The 16691-nt window shown below is 46.8% G+C and carries 18 protein-coding genes, 1 rRNA gene, 1 other RNA gene and 2 pseudogenes; 1 reads left to right on the top strand and 21 read right to left on the bottom strand.

Translation table 11 applies throughout. The features are described from left to right. The 18 genes and pseudogenes from BM124_RS11460 to BM124_RS11370 all read right to left on the bottom strand — a co-directional run. A 16S ribosomal RNA gene (locus BM124_RS11460) occupies positions 1-184 on the bottom strand; the annotation flags it as partial. Positions 185-501: 317 nt separating this feature from the next. Next, entirely contained in the window at positions 502-768 is a 267-nt protein-coding gene (locus tag BM124_RS11455) for a pro-sigmaK processing inhibitor BofA family protein (protein ID WP_093337679.1), read from the bottom strand. A gap of 649 nt (positions 769-1417) precedes the next feature. Further along, positions 1418-1639, bottom strand: a complete 222-nt coding sequence (locus BM124_RS11445) for a YaaL family protein (protein WP_093337676.1) — start codon at positions 1637-1639, stop codon at positions 1418-1420. Between the two features lie 14 nt (positions 1640-1653). Then, on the bottom strand, positions 1654-2250 hold the full coding sequence (recR, locus tag BM124_RS11440; protein WP_093337675.1) for a recombination mediator RecR: 597 nt from the start codon (positions 2248-2250) through the stop codon (positions 1654-1656). 15 nt (positions 2251-2265) lie between these two features. Continuing rightward, on the bottom strand, positions 2266-2574 hold the full coding sequence (locus BM124_RS11435) for a YbaB/EbfC family nucleoid-associated protein (RefSeq protein ID WP_093337673.1): 309 nt from the start codon (positions 2572-2574) through the stop codon (positions 2266-2268). A 23-nt stretch (positions 2575-2597) separates the two neighbouring features. After that, positions 2598-4328 carry a DNA polymerase III subunit gamma/tau gene (gene dnaX / locus BM124_RS11430; protein ID WP_093337672.1) on the bottom strand — a complete coding sequence of 577 codons (1731 nt, stop codon included), beginning with the start codon at positions 4326-4328 and terminating at the stop codon, positions 2598-2600. A 182-nt stretch (positions 4329-4510) separates the two neighbouring features. Continuing rightward, positions 4511-4776: signal recognition particle sRNA large type (ffs, locus tag BM124_RS11425), an RNA gene on the bottom strand. Between the two features lie 100 nt (positions 4777-4876). Continuing rightward, the gene (locus BM124_RS11420) at positions 4877-5035 is read right to left on the bottom strand and encodes a YycC family protein (protein ID WP_093337670.1); all 159 of its coding nucleotides are present in this window, start codon (positions 5033-5035) and stop codon (positions 4877-4879) included. 68 nt (positions 5036-5103) lie between these two features. Continuing rightward, entirely contained in the window at positions 5104-5598 is a 495-nt protein-coding gene (gene tadA, locus BM124_RS11415; RefSeq protein WP_093337669.1) for a tRNA adenosine(34) deaminase TadA, read from the bottom strand. 271 nt (positions 5599-5869) lie between these two features. After that, positions 5870-6439: a class I SAM-dependent methyltransferase gene (locus BM124_RS11410; protein WP_093337667.1), complete on the bottom strand. Its 570-nt coding sequence runs from the start codon at positions 6437-6439 to the stop codon at positions 5870-5872. Between the two features lie 36 nt (positions 6440-6475). Beyond that, positions 6476-6859 (bottom strand): annotated as a pseudogene (locus BM124_RS11405) (DsrE/DsrF/DrsH-like family protein); the annotation flags it as partial. 1 nt (position 6860) lies between these two features. After that, a pseudogene (locus BM124_RS11400) lies at positions 6861-7304 on the bottom strand (sulfite exporter TauE/SafE family protein); the annotation flags it as partial. 17 nt (positions 7305-7321) lie between these two features. Continuing rightward, the gene (locus BM124_RS11395) at positions 7322-7630 is read right to left on the bottom strand and encodes a rhodanese-like domain-containing protein (protein WP_244504316.1); all 309 of its coding nucleotides are present in this window, start codon (positions 7628-7630) and stop codon (positions 7322-7324) included. Positions 7631-7751: 121 nt separating this feature from the next. After that, positions 7752-8012 carry a metal-sensitive transcriptional regulator gene (locus BM124_RS11390; protein ID WP_093337664.1) on the bottom strand — a complete coding sequence of 87 codons (261 nt, stop codon included), beginning with the start codon at positions 8010-8012 and terminating at the stop codon, positions 7752-7754. 58 nt (positions 8013-8070) lie between these two features. Next, the gene (locus BM124_RS11385) at positions 8071-9483 is read right to left on the bottom strand and encodes an MBL fold metallo-hydrolase (protein WP_093337662.1); all 1413 of its coding nucleotides are present in this window, start codon (positions 9481-9483) and stop codon (positions 8071-8073) included. A gap of 90 nt (positions 9484-9573) precedes the next feature. Then, positions 9574-10011, bottom strand: a complete 438-nt coding sequence (locus BM124_RS11380) for a small multi-drug export protein (protein ID WP_093337661.1) — start codon at positions 10009-10011, stop codon at positions 9574-9576. Positions 10012-10031: 20 nt separating this feature from the next. After that, positions 10032-10565, bottom strand: coding sequence for a TetR/AcrR family transcriptional regulator (locus tag BM124_RS11375; RefSeq protein ID WP_170841114.1), 534 nt, complete (start codon positions 10563-10565; stop codon positions 10032-10034). A 132-nt stretch (positions 10566-10697) separates the two neighbouring features. Then, positions 10698-11483 (bottom strand): SDR family oxidoreductase, encoded by a 786-nt coding sequence (locus BM124_RS11370; protein WP_093337658.1) that lies wholly within the window; start codon positions 11481-11483, stop codon positions 10698-10700. A 177-nt stretch (positions 11484-11660) separates the two neighbouring features. On the opposite strand from BM124_RS11370, the gene BM124_RS11365 reads away from it, so the two are divergent. Then, positions 11661-12158: a GNAT family N-acetyltransferase gene (locus BM124_RS11365; RefSeq protein WP_093337656.1), complete on the top strand. Its 498-nt coding sequence runs from the start codon at positions 11661-11663 to the stop codon at positions 12156-12158. 59 nt (positions 12159-12217) lie between these two features. Here the strand turns inward: BM124_RS11365 and BM124_RS11360 are convergent, their stop codons facing one another. Genes BM124_RS11360 through BM124_RS11350 form a run of 3 tightly spaced genes read right to left on the bottom strand, consistent with a single transcriptional unit; the run spans position 12218 to position 16666 of the window. After that, positions 12218-13975 (bottom strand): alkaline phosphatase family protein, encoded by a 1758-nt coding sequence (locus BM124_RS11360; RefSeq protein ID WP_093337655.1) that lies wholly within the window; start codon positions 13973-13975, stop codon positions 12218-12220. A 24-nt stretch (positions 13976-13999) separates the two neighbouring features. Then, a complete protein-coding gene (locus tag BM124_RS11355) occupies positions 14000-15154 on the bottom strand; it encodes a mandelate racemase/muconate lactonizing enzyme family protein (protein ID WP_093337653.1) in 1155 nt (384 codons plus the stop codon). A 30-nt stretch (positions 15155-15184) separates the two neighbouring features. Further along, positions 15185-16666 (bottom strand): tripartite tricarboxylate transporter permease, encoded by a 1482-nt coding sequence (locus BM124_RS11350; RefSeq protein ID WP_212634960.1) that lies wholly within the window; start codon positions 16664-16666, stop codon positions 15185-15187. Positions 16667-16691 lie beyond the last annotated feature (25 nt).

Genomic DNA, 16691 nt, shown 5'->3' with positions numbered 1-16691 from the left:
ATTAGCTCCGGTTTCCCGGGGTTATCCCGGACTTTCAGGCAGGTTGCCCACGTGTTACTCACCCGTCCGCCGCTCGTTCCACAGGTTTCACCCCGGAGGGATCTGCCTGCTTCCCGCGCTCGACTTGCATGTATTAGGCACGCCGCCAGCGTTCGTCCTGAGCCAGGATCAAACTCTCCAATAAAAAAGTTTGATGCTGTGCTGTGTTTCTTATCTGTATGACCGAAAAACGGTCATTTGAATTGACAGACGCTTGACTTTCATTCAATTTTCAAAGGGCAGTTTGTTCATCGCTGTCTCTCAATCAGCGACTTGTATATCTTATCACCCCATGCCGAATAAAGTCAATCCCTCTCACAATATTTTTTTGTGAGCTTCAAAATCTTTATTACAGCATCCGGTAGAAAAACACTGGATTTCTTTTTTATGGGGCTTCCCTTAACGAAGGGAATTCCTATTATAACGTCTCACGAATAAATGTCAATGACATCGGGAAATTTTTTATCCAATGATGAAAATATCGATGGCAATAAGCATCAGAATGCCCGGTATACCAAGAAGTCCGGAAACCGAAACGGTGACTGTATTAATAGGCAGATGATAATCCACAGCAGTTCCGAAGGCATTCAGGAAAAATAACGCCAACGCTCCGAGAATTAACTTCACCAGAAGGTTTCCCGTCCATTTAATCGGTTTGCCGCCTCTGCCGAACATGAAGAACAAACACACAGCTACACCGGCAAGTGAAATGTAAAGAATGGGATTCATGCTTTTCCTCCCCATTAGTGTTTTTCTTTATGTCTATGTACAAGCTCTGATATTTATCCCTCTGTCTAAAGAATAACCCACTCATTTTACACCGGCAGTTACAATAAGGGAACTATATGTCAAAAGTACTTCGCTGAGATGTCAGCCCACGCTGCAGGCGGACACTTTTCCTCCAGCGCAAAAGGGCGGCATTGGCTCGCTGGTGCTCGCCGTGTCTTCTTTCCCGCTGTGCTGCGCAGCGTCTCATTCCCGTTTGGCTTGGAGCGGCTCCGTGGACACTACACCGCCGCACAGCATACGTAGTATCCACCGAAACAGGACGTGGGGACACTAAGACTTCCGACACCGGCAGCTGGTGTCCATTGATTTCCGCCAGCACCCACTAATTCCTGATTTCAGCAACGTAGTGTCCACCAAACGGTGATCCATGGACACTACATCCTTATTTTGCGATGGTAGTGTCCACGGCCGGGCCGGATAAAACAACAGCTGAAAGTGCTTCGCCAAAATACCCGGCATGCGCAGCAAAGGAATGCTTTCATCCCAAAGCACTTGAACAGCATCAAAAGTCACCACCTTCCGCTCCTGCCCGCGGCTGCATTTTCTTTCATAAAAAAGAAACTGTACCCTTTGATACAGCTTCCTTTGATTACGAGTCATGATAGCCGTTGATGCGGCGGTGGCGGGCTTCTTTTAACAGAAACATATATTTTGCCCGTTTTCGTTTTAATTCTGTCTGTATATCAGGCGGAGGTTCGATACTCCGCTTCACCAGATATTCGTATTGATCCAGTTCTTCTTTTATTCTTTGAATTAAATGAACCAGCCGCTCATTTTCTGTTTGGCGGACCTTTCTTTTCTGAAACAGCATGCCGAATTCCCACCTTAAAGTTCTCTGCGCCCCTCAATCGCTTTGGACAACGTTACTTCATCCGCATATTCCAGATCGCCGCCAATCGGCAGACCGTGGGCGAGCCTGGTTACTGTTATTCCTGTCGGTTTTACAAGGCGGGAGATGTACATAGCTGTAGCTTCCCCTTCAATAGTAGGATTCGTTGCTATAATAACTTCCTGAATCTCATCATTTTGCAGACGCTGAATCAGCTCCGGAATTTTGATGTCTTCCGGACCGATTCCATCCATCGGCGAAATCGCTCCGTGAAGGACATGGTAAAGACCGGAGTATTCCCGCATTTTTTCCATTGCCATGACATCCTTGGAATCCTGAACAACACAGACAGAGGACCGGTCTCTGGATGTATCTTCACATATCTGGCATGGATCGACGTCTGTAATGTGGTGACAGACAGAGCAATACGTTAAATCCCTCTTGGCATTCACGAGCGATTTGGCAAAATCCAGAACATCGTCTTCTTTCATATCAAGCACATAAAAAGCCAGGCGGCTCGCCGTTTTGGGGCCGATACCCGGCAATTTCATAAAACCTTCTATTAATTTGGATATAGGTGTCGGATACTGCACCACATCCGCCTCCTATCACATACCAGGGATATTCAGTCCTTTGGTGAACTTTCCAAGATCCTGTTCGGTCAGTTCGTCTACTTTTTTGAGTGCTTCGTTCATCGCTGCCAGGATGAGGTCCTGCAGCATTTCTACATCTTCGGGATCCACAACGTCTTCGTCGATTTCAATATCCACGATGCGTTTATCACCAGCCGCGGTTACCTTCACCGCGCCGCCGCCGGATGTGGCTTCTACTGTCTTTTCTTTCAGTTCTTCCTGTGCCTTCTGCATCTGCTTTTGCATTTTCTGCATCTGTTTCATCATGTTCTGTTGATTTTTCATTTGTATAACCTCCCGATTGAATATTATTCTTCCACTTCCACCAAGTCCGATCCAAACAGTTTTACGGCTTCGTCCACAATCGGATCTCCCTCGTTTTCCTGCCCGCTTTCGGAATGTTCCTCTTCATCTTTTTCCTTATGCTGCTGTTTGAACTCTTCCTTGATTTTTTCCCACTGCGCGGATTGAATCGTTAAAAGCTGCAGAGGTCTGCCGGCTGCCTGCATAGCTGATTCCACCAGCGGCCGGAATTTTGTGTCGACCATGCTGCGGTGCATTTCATTCTGAAACGCAAGCAATACCGTATTCCCATCGGAGACGACCGGTTTGGCGTCGCTCAACCAGGCATGACCGGGAACGCTCTGCTGTTTCACTTCCTTCATGACATTGCTCCACTCGCTGGTTACTGCCTGAAGGTCCTGCTTCGTTGCATGGGACAGCAGCTGTTTTATCCGTCCGTCCATTCCGCGTCCGGAAGCAGAAGCAGAAATAGATCCAGGAGCGGGGCGGCCGGCTTCCTGACGGCTGCTTTCTGCGTCACTTTTTCCAGGATCGGTCCCGGCAGCTGCAGGGGTTTTAACAGCCTGCAGCTGCTTTTCCAGGTTGGAGATTTTTTCTTTCAGTGACTGGATTGCAGACGAATCAGCAGTTTGCTGCGGCGCAGAGCTGATTTCTTTCGTATGGCAGATATTGATTAACGCCATTTCAAGAAAGATCTTGGGATGGCTTGCGCCTTTCATCTCCTGATGGTATTGGTTCAGCTGATTGATCACTTCGTACAGCCGTGCGGTGTCCATCTTTTGGGCGAGTTCTTCAAATGTTTCATCCACCGTCACCCGGTCCATCATTTCATTCAGTCCGGGGGCTGTCTGATACAAGAGCATATCTCTGAAATAGTAAATAATATCTCCCATAAACTGGAGCGGATCCTTGCCTTCCCGTATCATTTGATCGGCGGCTTCCAGGGCGGAAGGGGTATCCTTATCTTTGAGAGCCTGCACTACTTTTGTTAAAAACTGCTGGGACACACTTCCTGTGATGGCAAGAACATCGTCCGGGGAAATCGTTCCTTCCGAGAACGACACCGCCTGATCAAGCAGGCTGAGTGCATCACGCATCCCACCCTCGGCTGCACGCGCAATCAGGTGCAGTGCTTCTTCTTCGGCTTCGATGCCTTCTTCCTTTAAAACAAATGCCATGCGGTCCACCAGATCCTTTGACGTAATCTGTTTAAAATCAAAACGCTGGCAGCGTGAAACAATCGTCAGCGGAATTTTGTGGGGTTCCGTTGTCGCAAGAATGAAAACAGCGTGTTTCGGCGGTTCCTCCAGCGTTTTGAGGAGCGCATTGAAAGCTCCGGTGGAAAGCATATGAACTTCATCTATAATGTATACTTTGTAACGGACGTCCCGGGGAGCTGCGATGACATTATCCCGGATATACCGGATTTCGTCGACTCCGTTGTTGGAAGCCGCATCAATTTCAATAATATCAACGACCGATCCGTCATCGATACCTCTGCATGCTGTGCATTCGTTACATGGTTCCTGCACAGGCGCGTGTTCACAATTAATGGCTTTTGCCAGTATTTTGGCGGCGCTTGTTTTCCCTGTGCCTCGCGGGCCGCTGAACAAATAAGCGTGGGAAAACTTTTCTTTTCCGAGCGCATTCTGAAGTGTCTGGGTGATGTGATGCTGGCCTGCGACATCCTCCAGTTTCTGAGGACGCCAGACCCGGTACAGCGCCTTATAACTCACCCCGGGACCTCCTTTCTTTTCATATTCTATTATACCGGTTCCATGCCCGGTTTTCAAAGCTCAAATCAAGGGAAACTTCAAGCGGATATCCGGGCGGAAATGGAGGCTTCCCGCCGTCTTGTGCCATATAAAAAAAACCGCCCACCGTAGAGAGCCGTTTTGTCAGTTAATATGTATAGAAGCCGTGCACCTTCTGTCGGCAATGAATCCATGAGCGTTACCCAGGCAGTTAGCTCGATCCGGGCGGCTCTGCGGCACACAGAAGTGTCCGCTTACTGCTGCTTCCTTCCGGACCTGACAGGGTTCACGAATTTCCGTTGCACAGAACCCGGACGTCAACACCACTTACAAGGGTCAGGCCCCACAGAAACAAAGCCTTGAGAAGGGATTCAGCCTCGCTGTAGCGGATTGCGAGTACAGGGCACCGCTGCCTCCCCGCCTAGCACGGCAAAGTTGTTATCATGTTTGGGCACTCCCGAAAGAGCGCAATAATCAGTATACCGCGTTTTGAGCTGAAACGCAATAGAAAAAGGACGAAAAAAGCAAATTTATTTATTGTTCTTTTCCATCATTTCTTCTTTCTTTTCAAGCTCCGATATTTTCTCCATGATCACCTGCGGCGGCGTGTGGACAATATGTTCAATCGGCATGTTCAGTTTCTCGGCAAGCTTTTGGGCTGTTTCTGCAGAAAATTGATTTGGACGCACCGTGCTCCCTCCCGCTTATCACTCATTGTGTTTCTACTATATCACGGGTGCTGCATGAATCCAATCCGTTATCCACCGAAAGTTTGTTCGTTACAGGAGCGGCGCTGTTTTGCCCGGCGCAGCTTCTGAAAAAAACCGGTCAAAAGCCCGCGGCAATCTTCAAGCATGACTTGCCCTTCCACAAAGCAGCGGTGATTGAAGCGTTCTTCCTCCAGCAGATTCATTAACGTGCCGGCGCATCCTGCTTTGGGATCTGGAGCGCCGTATACGACATGCGGAATCCGGGACTGGACGATAGCCCCTGCGCACATCGGGCAGGGTTCGAGCGTGACATATAAGGTGCATTCCTCGAGACGCCAGCTCCCCATAAAAGAGCAGGCTTCCCGGATCGCGAGCATTTCGGCATGGGCCGATGCCTGCTGGCTTCCTTCCCGCTGATTATATCCTGTTCCTATGACCTCACCCTGATGCACAATCACGCATCCGATCGGTACTTCCCCTTCAGCCTCCGCCTGTTCCGCTTTTTCGAGAGCCGCTTTCATCCACTGTTCTTCTGCCACCATCAGGCACTCCTTTTCTTCACCGTTCTATCCTCTTATTTTATCAGATATTCTTCTCGTTTTCGTTTCAGGAACGGTACTTACCAGCCAAAGGCCCGCGCTTACCTGCCGAGTGCCGCTGTTTACATACCATATGAAGAACAATACAGTCCGAATTATACGTTACCGGCCAAACGGAACCTGTTACAAGCCGAACCTGACAATTTACAAGCCAAATAAGCAGGATTACACGCCAACATCACAAAACAATGCAGTATGCATAATCTGAGCAAGCTTAACCGGTCGGGACGGCTTTTATAACATAGTGCTCGTCATTCCATGCAGAGCATTCCGCTTCAAACCCGTTATCACGAATGATCTGCAGCAGGTGATCCGAAGGAAGGCGGTGGGAAAGCGGAGGACCGGATTCTGTTTCGACTGCTTCCCATTCCACAATCATCAGCTGCCCTCCCGGTTTTAATAACCGTTTGATTTCGTTTAAGGTTCCGCTGACACTTTCCACTTCATGAATGACAAAAGCGGCCAGCACTTTATCAACGGAATCATCCTTCATCTCCACCTGTTCCAGGTCACTTTCTACATAGTGCAGGCGGAACTTTTCCTGTTCCGCCCGCTCTTTTAACATCGCCAGCATCTTCGGTTCGAGATCGACCGCATAGACTGCGCCTGCTGTTCTTTTTGCAATGGAAAGCGTGAATAACCCGTTTCCTGATCCAAGATCCGCCACGTCATCACCGGGTAGAATATCCAGCTGATCCAGGATATTCTCCGGTTTTACTACATCGATTCGTTCTTCTGCCAGCAGTTTTTCTGCTTTTTCCGGGTCAAATTTTTTCTCCTGCATTCTACGTTCTCCTTCCAATCAGCGCATTCCTTATCGTTAGATGAACAGATTAAGATTCGATTGTTCCGCCTCGGACAAGTAGGAGGCCACACCGGCGTATTCCAGTCCGTCGATGAGCTCCTCTTCTTTTAATCCCATAACGTACATCGACATCGTACAGGCGGCCATCTTAATATCCAGCTCCTGCGCCATTTCTATCATTTCCTGAAGAGAAGACACATTATGGTTTTTCATCATTTTCGATCCCATGCCTCCGAAATTCATTTTGGAGAGACCGAGTTTTTCCGGGCCGCGCGGCATCATTTTTTCAAACATTTTCTCCATGAACTTCTTATCACTGCCGCCCTGTACATTTTCCTTCCGGAGTACATTCAGACCCCAGAAAGTGAAAAACATCGTTACCTGTCTTCCCATCGCCGCCGGAAGCAGCGGCGCGGTTAAAAGAAACGTCTTCATTCGGAATGTCTTCTCTTCCCTTTTTCGGAATAAACATCATGATCACAGCAATCGTGGCAAGGATCGCATACACCATATTCACGCCGTCATCTGTCATCAGATTGGAACCGAGCGCCCCGATTAAACTGCCGAGCAGAATACTGATGCCCATGTATAAAAGAAGGGATTTATTTAAATACCCGCCTTTACGGTAGGCCCATACCCCGCCTATCGTGGCAAAAAATACCTGCACGGCGCTGATGTCGGCTACTTCGTGGGACGTAAAGGCAGAAAAGCCGAGAAGTGGCGGAATATAAAGCAGCATCGGGTATTTAATAATGGAGCCGCCGATACCGACCATCCCGGAAACAAAAGATCCCGCGAACCCGATGAGAAATAAAACAATGATAAACAGTATACTGTATTGCATCATGTTCTGCCCCTTCCTTACACTTCTATATCCCCCCGCCATTTCATCATACCGCCGGTCATATTCTTTACATCATATCCGTTTTTCTGCAGGCGTTTCGCCGCTTTTGCGCTCCGGTTCCCGGAACGGCACACCATCACATACTGTTCGCTCGTATCCAGTTCTTCCATTCTTTCTTCGAGTTCATCCAAGGGAATATTTACCGCCTGCGGTATTTTTCCGTGCCTGACTTCCTCCCGGGAACGCACATCAATGACCTGAAAAGGGTCATCCTGTATCCGCTTCTCTACATTCTGCGGTGATATTTTTGGAATCGGTGAAAACATAGTAAAAACCTCCTTGTCATCTTAAATTACCCCTATGGGTATAAAATGAAATAAAAAATTTTTTCGATGCAGGCCCTTCTTTCAATGATAAAACGGGGGGGATCCGCCCCCGCGGTGGCTTTTACCTGCTTTTGCTCAGCAGTTCAATGGCTTCCTGCACGTATTCCGAGGTATCTCCGCCATTTTCAATCTGTTCCCGGATACACTCTTCCAGGTTTTCCGCTACAATGTTAGCCATGGCCCGGTCCAGCGCTGTACGTGCCGCCGACATCTGATAGACGACATCTTTGCAGTCTTTGCTTTCATCCATCATTTTCTGAACCCCGCGGATCTGGCCTTCTGCGCGCTTCAACCTGTTCTTCATTTCTTCGGAGTATTCCATCTGCTTCTCCTCCCCTTCTATCACAAGGAAACGCCTGCAATCAGCATCTCCCATTTCTTTAATCGGTTTCGAGATTGTCCGTTTTCCAAGCCATCATACCGCCCACCATATTTTTTACGTCATATCCTTTATTCAGGAGGATGCTGGCGGCTATGGCGGAGCGTTTGCCGGAACCGCAGTGCACGGCTACCGGTTTATCTTTCGACGGGAGATCCTCATCGGTTCCGGCTGGCAGATGACCGAGCATAATGTGCTCTGCTCCCGGAATGCGCTCACGCTCCCATTCATCCTGAAAGCGTACGTCCAATACCCGGATATTCCCCTTTTCTTTTTCCTCTTTCACTTCCTGAGGAGGGATGTTTTCATACGTCCGCAGACGGCCGGCACGTTCTACAACGCCCGCCGGTATAAAGCCTGCGATACGATCCATTCCGATACCGTACAGGGCATCCCGCATCGCTTCGTGATCGGATTCGGCGCCGATCAGGTAAATATTTGATTCATAATCCGTCAACCATCCCATCCATTCGGTAAATGCTTCCGGATAGGAAATATTGACCGTGCCGGGGATGTGACCACGGGCATAAACAGCCGGATTTCTCGTATCAACGACCATGTTATTTTCATTCTCAGCCAGCTTCTCCACTTCTTTCGTATCGATGGACAATAACACCGGGGGATGAACCTCGGATAAATACGGTGCCCCGTACTTGTTGATTTCTTTCATGCTGGCAAAGTAAGCCGGCGGTTCCGGCTGCCCGTCCAGCAGAAAGTCGACAAATTCCTGCTCCTGCTCCGGCTGGAACGCCGGATTAAACATCTTTTCATAGCCAACCGTCGAGGTCGGCACAGCACCAAGCGCTTTACCGCACGAGCTTCCCGCGCCGTGCCCGGGCCAGATCTGCAGGTAATCTTCTATTTGTTTGAACGACTGAATAGAGGCAAACATCTGTCTTGCGCCGGCATCTGCCGAATCTTTTACTCCCACGGATTTTTCCAGAAGATCCGGGCGCCCGACGTCTCCGACAAAGACAAAGTCACCGGTGAACACCCCGATCGGTTTCTCCGGATGGGCGCCGTCTGTGAGCAGATAAGAAACATGTTCCGGTGTATGCCCCGGGGTGTGCAGAACATCCATCCACACATTTCCGACGTGAATTCTGTCTTTGTCGCGCACTCCTTTTGTATTCAGGCTGGAATCAAAGGCGTAGCCTCCGTTTTCATCCCCTTCTGCGGAGTGATAGATCACCGCACCGGTACGGCCGGAAAGCTCCACCGCTCCGGATACAAAATCCGCATGGATGTGTGTTTCCAACGCGCCGGTAATGGTGAATCCCTGTTCTTCTGCAATCTGAAGATATGCATTAACATGCCGGGACGGATCAATCACCACCGCTTCCCCGGTCTTTTGACAGCCGACCATGTAGGACGCCTGGGACAGTTCATTGTCATAAAAATATTTCAGGTACATGGGCTCCGCCTCCTTTTCATTTCTGTTACCTACACTATACCCTGTACGGTATGTTGCTGTAAACCTATCTGCTTTTTCCACTGTTCCCTTTTATGCCTGGAACCAATTCAAACCGGCTTCGACGGAATAAGCTGTAAGCACACCGTACACGACGATGCTGAGAGCAGATGTAAGGAGCAGCGTCCGCCTGCTCATCCCAAGAGACCGGCAGACGACGGCGACGGCCCAAACCCCCACAATAACAGTGGTAAAAAGCACCATCCATCCGCCGTACCGTTCGATTTTCGAGCGGAACCGGTTTTCTTCAAGGCGGCGCAGCCATTTCTGCAGGCGCGGTATTTTATTCAACTGTTCATAAAAATAGAGAATCGTAGGAACAGCCGCAAAATTTCCGGCTCCCGACCAGATCACGGCAGATACCGGTCCCATGCCCGCTACCATGACAGCCGGTATGGCCAGATACACTTCGAAAAAAGGAAAATATCCCATTCCCACCGCAGAAAGGGCAAGCAGCAGATATTCCATCATACACCCGATCTCCCTTCGTTTTAATTTCTTTTTTCCCTGTCGACGCACGCAGACAGCCAGGCTTTCACGTTTTCCTGTTCCTGCTTGGATAACGGCTGCAGGTCGAACATGTTGGCAAACCACAATCCATCGCTCACAAGCCGGATAATGGAAGAAAGCTCTTCGGAAATGCCTTCTTGTTTCATTTTTTCATCCATTTCTTCATAGGACTGCCGCCATGGCTGAATCAACTCCGGGTTCGTTGCAATGGCGGCGAGCAGACTGTTGCTTACATTCAGCATCTTCGGCGCATTTAATTCCTCTATGGACCCCTTCAGATAAGCTTTGTTGTAGGAGGGTTCCTGATCGTTTGCCTGATCAATACTTTCGGTGAAACGATCAGCCACCTGTTTGTTCATCGCTGTAATCAACGCTTCCTTGCTCGGAAAATGATGAATCAGTCCGGCTTTGCTCATATTGCACTCTTTGGCCACAGCGTCGAGCGTAAGACGATGCAGCCCCCGTTCAGAAATTACCTTCGAAGCTCCTTCAAGAATCTGTTGTCGTTTCTCCATCGTTTCACCTTCTTTTTTATTGAACCTACCGACCATTTGGTAGGTATTATTGTAACGTGCCCACTGAAAAAAATCAAGGAATTATAAAACCTGCTGCACTTAGGCGCAGCAGGCTCATTTCAAAATATCTATTTAATATTTGTAGGATTGACCGCCGTCGATTGGTATAACCGATGCATTAATAAAGCCGGCTTCCCCGGACAATAGAAAAGCTACGACATTCCCGATCTCTTCCGGTTTCCCGAACCGTTTCATCGGATTTACACTGACAAAGTCTTTTGCTGCTTCTCCGTAATCATCACCGGCCATCTGTTTCATCGAGTCTTCCACCATCGGTGTCCATATAGCTCCCGGCGCAATCGCGTTAATGTTAATCCCGAACTGGCCGTATTCTACGCCGGAGTTTTTCGTCAGTCCGACGACTCCGTGCTTGCTGGCCGCGTAGCCGGATTGATTCCCTACGCCGCGGATACCACCGACGGAAGCGGTATTAACGATTGCTCCGGCTCCCTGTTTTTTCATGACTTCAAGCACATATTTCATGCCGTAGAAAATGCCGTCGAGATTAATACCGACAACTTTATTGAATTCATCCGTTCCGTAATCCTCGGTGAGATTTTGTTTCCCTTCAATACCGGCATTGTTAAAGAAGCCGTCAATCCGGCCGTAATGCTGCACGGTTTCACCAACGTAACGTTTCACATTTTCTTCTTTTGCTACATCCGCTATGATAAGCAGTACTTCCGCCTGCGGCTCCTGTTCCTGAATCACTTTCTTCGTTTCCTGAAGTGCCTCTTCGTTCAAATCCACGAGAGACAGTTTTGCTCCTTCGCTGACCATTTTAAACGCAGCAGCTTGTCCCAGCCCGGAAGCGGCTCCTGTAATAAGTACTACTTTTTCTCCAAAACGATCACTCATCATAATACCCTTCTTTCAAACATTTATGTTAAGTTACAACTTACGTCTTATTGTATACCTTTTGTCACAAAATATTAAAATGATATGCCTCTGTTCGTGACATCATATGACAGGTTTTTACTGAATGATGTAGAATACAGTTCATAGATTAACACAAGGTATGAGGAGGAATATCATATGAACCCTGTGATCCGGAAAGCCGGAACGAAAGACATTCCAGCCATCCAGACGGTGGCGGAAACGTCCTGGACACAAACTTACGAGACATTGATTCCGTCCGAAGTACAAAGAAAATTTCTGGATATGGCTTATTCATCTGCCGCCCTCTCGGACAAGCTTGCATCCGATGTATTTCTTGTGGCCGAATATGAAGGAGAACCAGCTGCTTTTGCCAACCTTCATCAAAGCGGACAGGAAAACGAACTGGCCGCCATTTATGTTCATCCTTCCTGTTACTGGATGGGGCTGGGTACGGCTCTGATGGAAAAAGTGAAAGAAGAAGCGGGGAACAAAGAGACAATCGTCGTTTATCTTGAAGTAGGAAATGACAGAGCGGAACGATTTTACCGCAAAATGGGGTTTCGTGAAATCTCTGTTTTCACAGAGACCTTGTTCGGTCACACACTGCAGACGATGAAGATGGAATATTATCCATATCACTCTTTACAACCGTGATATGGATAAAAGCAGGGACTTTCATCTTCATTCATTCGACTATGGATGCTACACAGCGTCTAGGTATCTAATATATCTGTTTTTCTTACGTTTAATAATTCAGCTATCATTTTCCCTGCCCAAACCATCGAGAATGGAGCTTCAGTTTGTTGGAATGGGGCCTTCCTGTTTGCGATTTTTCCATAAAACATAGCAATACCTAAATTAGAAGAATGGTTGGTCGAAGCGGTTGGAATCTGAGGACCATGATTGGCTCCAGGTCCGGACACCGGAGCGGTCACATCTTTACTATTTTTACCCCAGACAAATCCTTTATCGTAGGCAAAAACCACATCTCCCACATCTGGTCCCCAGTAACCTATGATGGCAGCGTCCTGTTTTTTTATAGTCAAAGCAGTTACTGGAAGTATTTCATTCAAATCTGTGTGACTCCAAGTGGTAAGTGCGCGGAACACTTCATTCTGCACTTTTTCATAGTCTTCCGGAGGTACAATTCCTTGTTCATCCCTCCCCTTTAGGTTCACAAATACTTCCATGCCACCTCTTTCATCTTTTAGATAAGCTTTAGATTCGCTTTGTACCTGCTTTCCTTCTTCATCCAACACACAGAGACTGCATTCTTCCAGGCGTTTGTGCACGTCACAGAAATAATGGTTCGGAACATCGCCGTGATCCGACGCGACAATCAATGTTGTATCTTTCTTTTTTCCTTTCAGAATTCTACCTACGGCCTGATCAAGCACTTTGTAGCTTTCCCGTATATTTTCCTCGTACCGCGGTGCTTCTTCAGGAGTATAAAACGGCGACGCAGGATCGTATTTTGCCAAGCTTGTATGGTGTGTTTCATCATTTAATCGAAAAACAGTGGCAAACAAGTGATAGTCTTTTTCGTCAAGCAGACCAAGAGCCGCTTCTGCCAGCCACATAGCCTGATACTTTCCTTCTTCAAAACTTGTCTCGTGGTACTTTTCTTCCGGGGATGCAGTTACTGTCCAGTTCGAGATAAAAGGACCGTATTTATTTAATAGGTACGTTTCAATTTCTGAATCATTGGACAACTCCCCTTCTATCGTTATCTGTGATTGAAGTAAATCCATCTCCTGATTCTCCTGGTCATAATGAACAAGCTTGAATCGTGTCATTCCATTTTTATCATTTTCCAACGGAAGGGTTACCCAATCACTCCATTCTTGGTATTTAATTTCTATCGAACGTCCTTCGGGCAATTTCATGACTACCTTATCTTGTGTGAATGGCTTTACTATTAACACTATTTCGCCGCCGCCGTGGAGAGAGATGAAAAATTTCCAGTCTTCCTCCATTTTTTCGATTAGGAACCGATTGCTCTTAATATGGTGGGCTAACGTTCCGACAGGAGGCCATCCTAAAAACTCCTCTACTCTTTTTTCCGGCCACTTTCCAAGATCTGTTGTGTAGACAGCTGACGACGCTGCTTCAAAAGAGGGATTTGCATAATAAGGCGCGAAACAAAAATGGCTGGTTCCTGCCGTGGACAAAGTCTGAGGAAAATGCACCAAAGCCGCTTTTTTGCTTTCCTTTTCCATTATATCAAGCAGGTTCCCTTCATTCTCCTTAGGTATATTCTGACCTTTCCAGCTGTCTCCTGGAGCCTGTCCTGACAGAAATGATACCCAGTTCACATCTCCCCATGTTGAAATATAAGGGAGTAGTTCAGCACTGGTTCCTTCTTTTAACATATTATTAATATTAGGCAAGTGCCCTTCTGCCGCGAATTTATAGACCAATTCTGGAATTAAACCATCGACTCCAAAAACAATTACTTTTGGTTCTTCCATACCGTGTCCCTCCACTTCATCGTATTACTGAAACACCTGTACACTATATTTATCAATGACATCCCGGTTAACCTCCACTCCTATACCGGGCTTCTCGGGAATATGGACTTTTCCATTTTCCATCCTCACCGCATCGTATATCAAATCTTCCCGGAACGGATGGGAGGATTGATCATATTCCAGATACGGCTCCATCGGATTCAGGGATAAAGGAGCAGGCGGCAGCGAGGCAATATACTGCATAGATGCGGCAAGGCCAATACCGGATCCCCACACATGAGGAATGAGCATGGTGTTATAGGCCTGCGCCATCGCCGCTATTTTCTTCCCTTCTGTAAAGCCGCCTGAAGAACAAAGATCCGGCTGCAGAATGTCCAGCGCATTATCAGCAATCCAGTGCCTGTACCCTATCTTTCCGAAGATGTTTTCTCCAGCAGCGACATAGGTCTTTGTGAGGTTTTTCAGCTGTTTATATCCTTCTAGATCTTCCGGGGGCAGTGGTTCTTCAAAAAAGTGTATGTTATCAGCTTCACTCTCTATTAAAATCCGCCGAGCCAACGATGCATTGTAGGCTCCATTGGCATCCAGCATTATCTTAGGCTCATTACCAACAGCTTTCCGTATTTCATGAATATATTCGAGATCCGCTTCCACACCAAAACCAGTTTTTAGCTTAAAAGCGTTGAAACCTTTTGCTAAATGGCTCTTAGCTTCTTCTATTCCTGCTTCTATATTATCTGTTCCCTCTTTTCGATAAAAACCCGTAGCGTAGGGAACTATTTCGTTTCGAAATCTTCCACCAATTAATTTACTAATCGGTTTATTCAAACTCTTTCCTATTACGTCCCAAATCGCTATATCGACACCGCTTATCGCGTTCACCGCTGCACCGGCTTGTCCATAGGGTCTTGAAGTGTTATACATTTCTTCCCACAAGACTTCTACATCAAAGGGGTCTTGTCCAATAAGAAGCGGTTTAAAACAGTATTGTATAAATGAAGCTGCTATTTCCGGTGGTTGGAGACCGTGACAAAGTGATTCACCCCAACCGGTCACCCCTTCATCCGTTACAATTTCTGTAATAACAGTACTGCGTTGTTGTACCCAGCCTTGTGAGAAAGCAAAAGGTTTTTTCAATGGTGTTTTCAATATATGTGGCACGACATCTACTATCTTCATTTTTTTACTCCTTCTATTTTTGATTAATCTTCAGTTTTTTCTTCGGAATATAGATTTCAAAAGGGGGAATGAAATAGAAATTAATGATAATAAAAGAAAAACAAGAGATATGGGTTCCGTTACAAAAACCATCCAATCTCCTCTTGATACTGATAAAGCCCTTCTAAAAGAAGTTTCTGCTATAGGACCTAGTACGATGCCTAACAACATCGGTGTCACAGGAAAACCAAATTTAGGAGCAATGTAGCCAATAAGCCCGAAAAGGAGCATAATTTTGGCGTCAAAAACAGTGTTATTCACAGCAAATGCCCCTATAAAACAAAGAATTAATAAGCTGGGTAGCAGCATATTCACGGGTATATTCTTAATTTTTGCGAAAAATTTAACGGCAAAAAAGCCTTGAAGGAGCATCATGATATTTACAAGAATCAAACCAAACATAATTGTATACATCATGTCTGCTGACGTTTGGAAAAGCTGTGGACCTGGAGCAAGTCCCTGCATCATTAGTGCTCCAAGCATAACTGCGGTAACAGTATCGCCGGGAATTCCCAATGTAAGGAGAGGAATAAGAGTTGCTCCAGTCACTCCGTTATTTCCTGCTTCCGCAGCTGCTATGCCATCCATTGAACCTTTGCCGTACTGCTCCTTGTTTTTTGATGATCTTTTAGCTTCATTGTAGCTCAAAAAAGAAGCAATAGCGGGTCCTGTCCCCGGAATAGATCCAATAAATGTTCCAATAGCACTTGATTTCAGTATTGTTTTAAAATGTTTCATAAAATTCTTCAATGATGAAGCTGCTTTTTCCAGGTGACTCACTTTCTCATTTGAACGCAAATGAGCAGTCTGCGATTTATTAATGATTTCCGAAATCGCAAATAATCCTATTAATGCAGGGATTAGATTCACTCCCCCTATCAACTCGTCACTGCCAAAAGAAAACCGGGATAATCCACCAATCGGATCAATACCTATTGTTGAAACAAACATCCCGAAAATCCCCATTACTACACCTTTTCTTAAATTATCGCTGCTAATGCTGGCTATCATGGTTAACCCAAAAACTGCTAGAGCGAAAAATTCAGCCGGTCCAAATTCAAGGGCAAATTTGGACAACTGAGGGGCAATAAAAAGTAGAGCCAATGCACTAAAAATACCTGCGAATACCGATGCAAACAGAGACATGCGTAGAGCATCTGATGCTTTTCCTTGTTCAGCCAGAGCGTAACCATCCATTACAGTAGCAGCTGAGGCAGGTGTCCCCGGAGTTCTAATCAATATGGCCGAGATAGAACCACCATATGTTCCTCCACAGTACATCCCAAGTAGTGCCATCATAGCGAGTGTAGGCGGCATCCCATAGGTAATAGGAAGCATCAAAGCCACACCCATGGTTGCGGTAAGTCCAGGCAAAGCACCAAATATAAAACCAGCAAATACACTTATCAAGATAACCAAAACGTTGTTTACAGCGAATACATCGCCTAAACTATTTATTACTATTTCTCCCACAGGGCCCACCCTTTACTTAGTTATT

The organism is Salibacterium halotolerans, assembly GCF_900115625.1.
Classification (GTDB): Bacteria; Bacillota; Bacilli; order Bacillales; family Marinococcaceae; genus Salibacterium; species Salibacterium halotolerans.
This window is presented reverse-complemented; position numbering and strand designations above follow the sequence as displayed.

Excerpts from the sequence above, each read along its gene's own strand:
- BM124_RS11455 (WP_093337679.1), bottom strand. The coding sequence starts at position 768 with ATGAATCCCATTCTTTACATTTCACTTGCCGGTGTAGCTGTGTGTTTG.
- BM124_RS11445 (WP_093337676.1), bottom strand. The coding sequence starts at position 1,639 with ATGCTGTTTCAGAAAAGAAAGGTCCGCCAAACAGAAAATGAGCGGCTG.
- BM124_RS11435 (WP_093337673.1), bottom strand. The coding sequence starts at position 2,574 with ATGAAAAATCAACAGAACATGATGAAACAGATGCAGAAAATGCAAAAG.
- tadA (WP_093337669.1), bottom strand. The coding sequence starts at position 5,598 with ATGGTGGCAGAAGAACAGTGGATGAAAGCGGCTCTCGAAAAAGCGGAA.
- BM124_RS11410 (WP_093337667.1), bottom strand. The coding sequence starts at position 6,439 with ATGCAGGAGAAAAAATTTGACCCGGAAAAAGCAGAAAAACTGCTGGCA.
- BM124_RS11395 (WP_244504316.1), bottom strand. The coding sequence starts at position 7,630 with ATGTTTTCACCGATTCCAAAAATATCACCGCAGAATGTAGAGAAGCGG.
- BM124_RS11390 (WP_093337664.1), bottom strand. The coding sequence starts at position 8,012 with ATGGAATACTCCGAAGAAATGAAGAACAGGTTGAAGCGCGCAGAAGGC.
- BM124_RS11385 (WP_093337662.1), bottom strand. The coding sequence starts at position 9,483 with ATGTACCTGAAATATTTTTATGACAATGAACTGTCCCAGGCGTCCTAC.
- BM124_RS11380 (WP_093337661.1), bottom strand. The coding sequence starts at position 10,011 with ATGATGGAATATCTGCTGCTTGCCCTTTCTGCGGTGGGAATGGGATAT.
- BM124_RS11375 (WP_170841114.1), bottom strand. The coding sequence starts at position 10,565 with ATGGAGAAACGACAACAGATTCTTGAAGGAGCTTCGAAGGTAATTTCT.
- BM124_RS11370 (WP_093337658.1), bottom strand. The coding sequence starts at position 11,483 with ATGAGTGATCGTTTTGGAGAAAAAGTAGTACTTATTACAGGAGCCGCT.
- BM124_RS11365 (WP_093337656.1), top strand. The coding sequence starts at position 11,661 with ATGAACCCTGTGATCCGGAAAGCCGGAACGAAAGACATTCCAGCCATC.
- BM124_RS11360 (WP_093337655.1), bottom strand. The coding sequence starts at position 13,975 with ATGGAAGAACCAAAAGTAATTGTTTTTGGAGTCGATGGTTTAATTCCA.
- BM124_RS11355 (WP_093337653.1), bottom strand. The coding sequence starts at position 15,154 with ATGAAGATAGTAGATGTCGTGCCACATATATTGAAAACACCATTGAAA.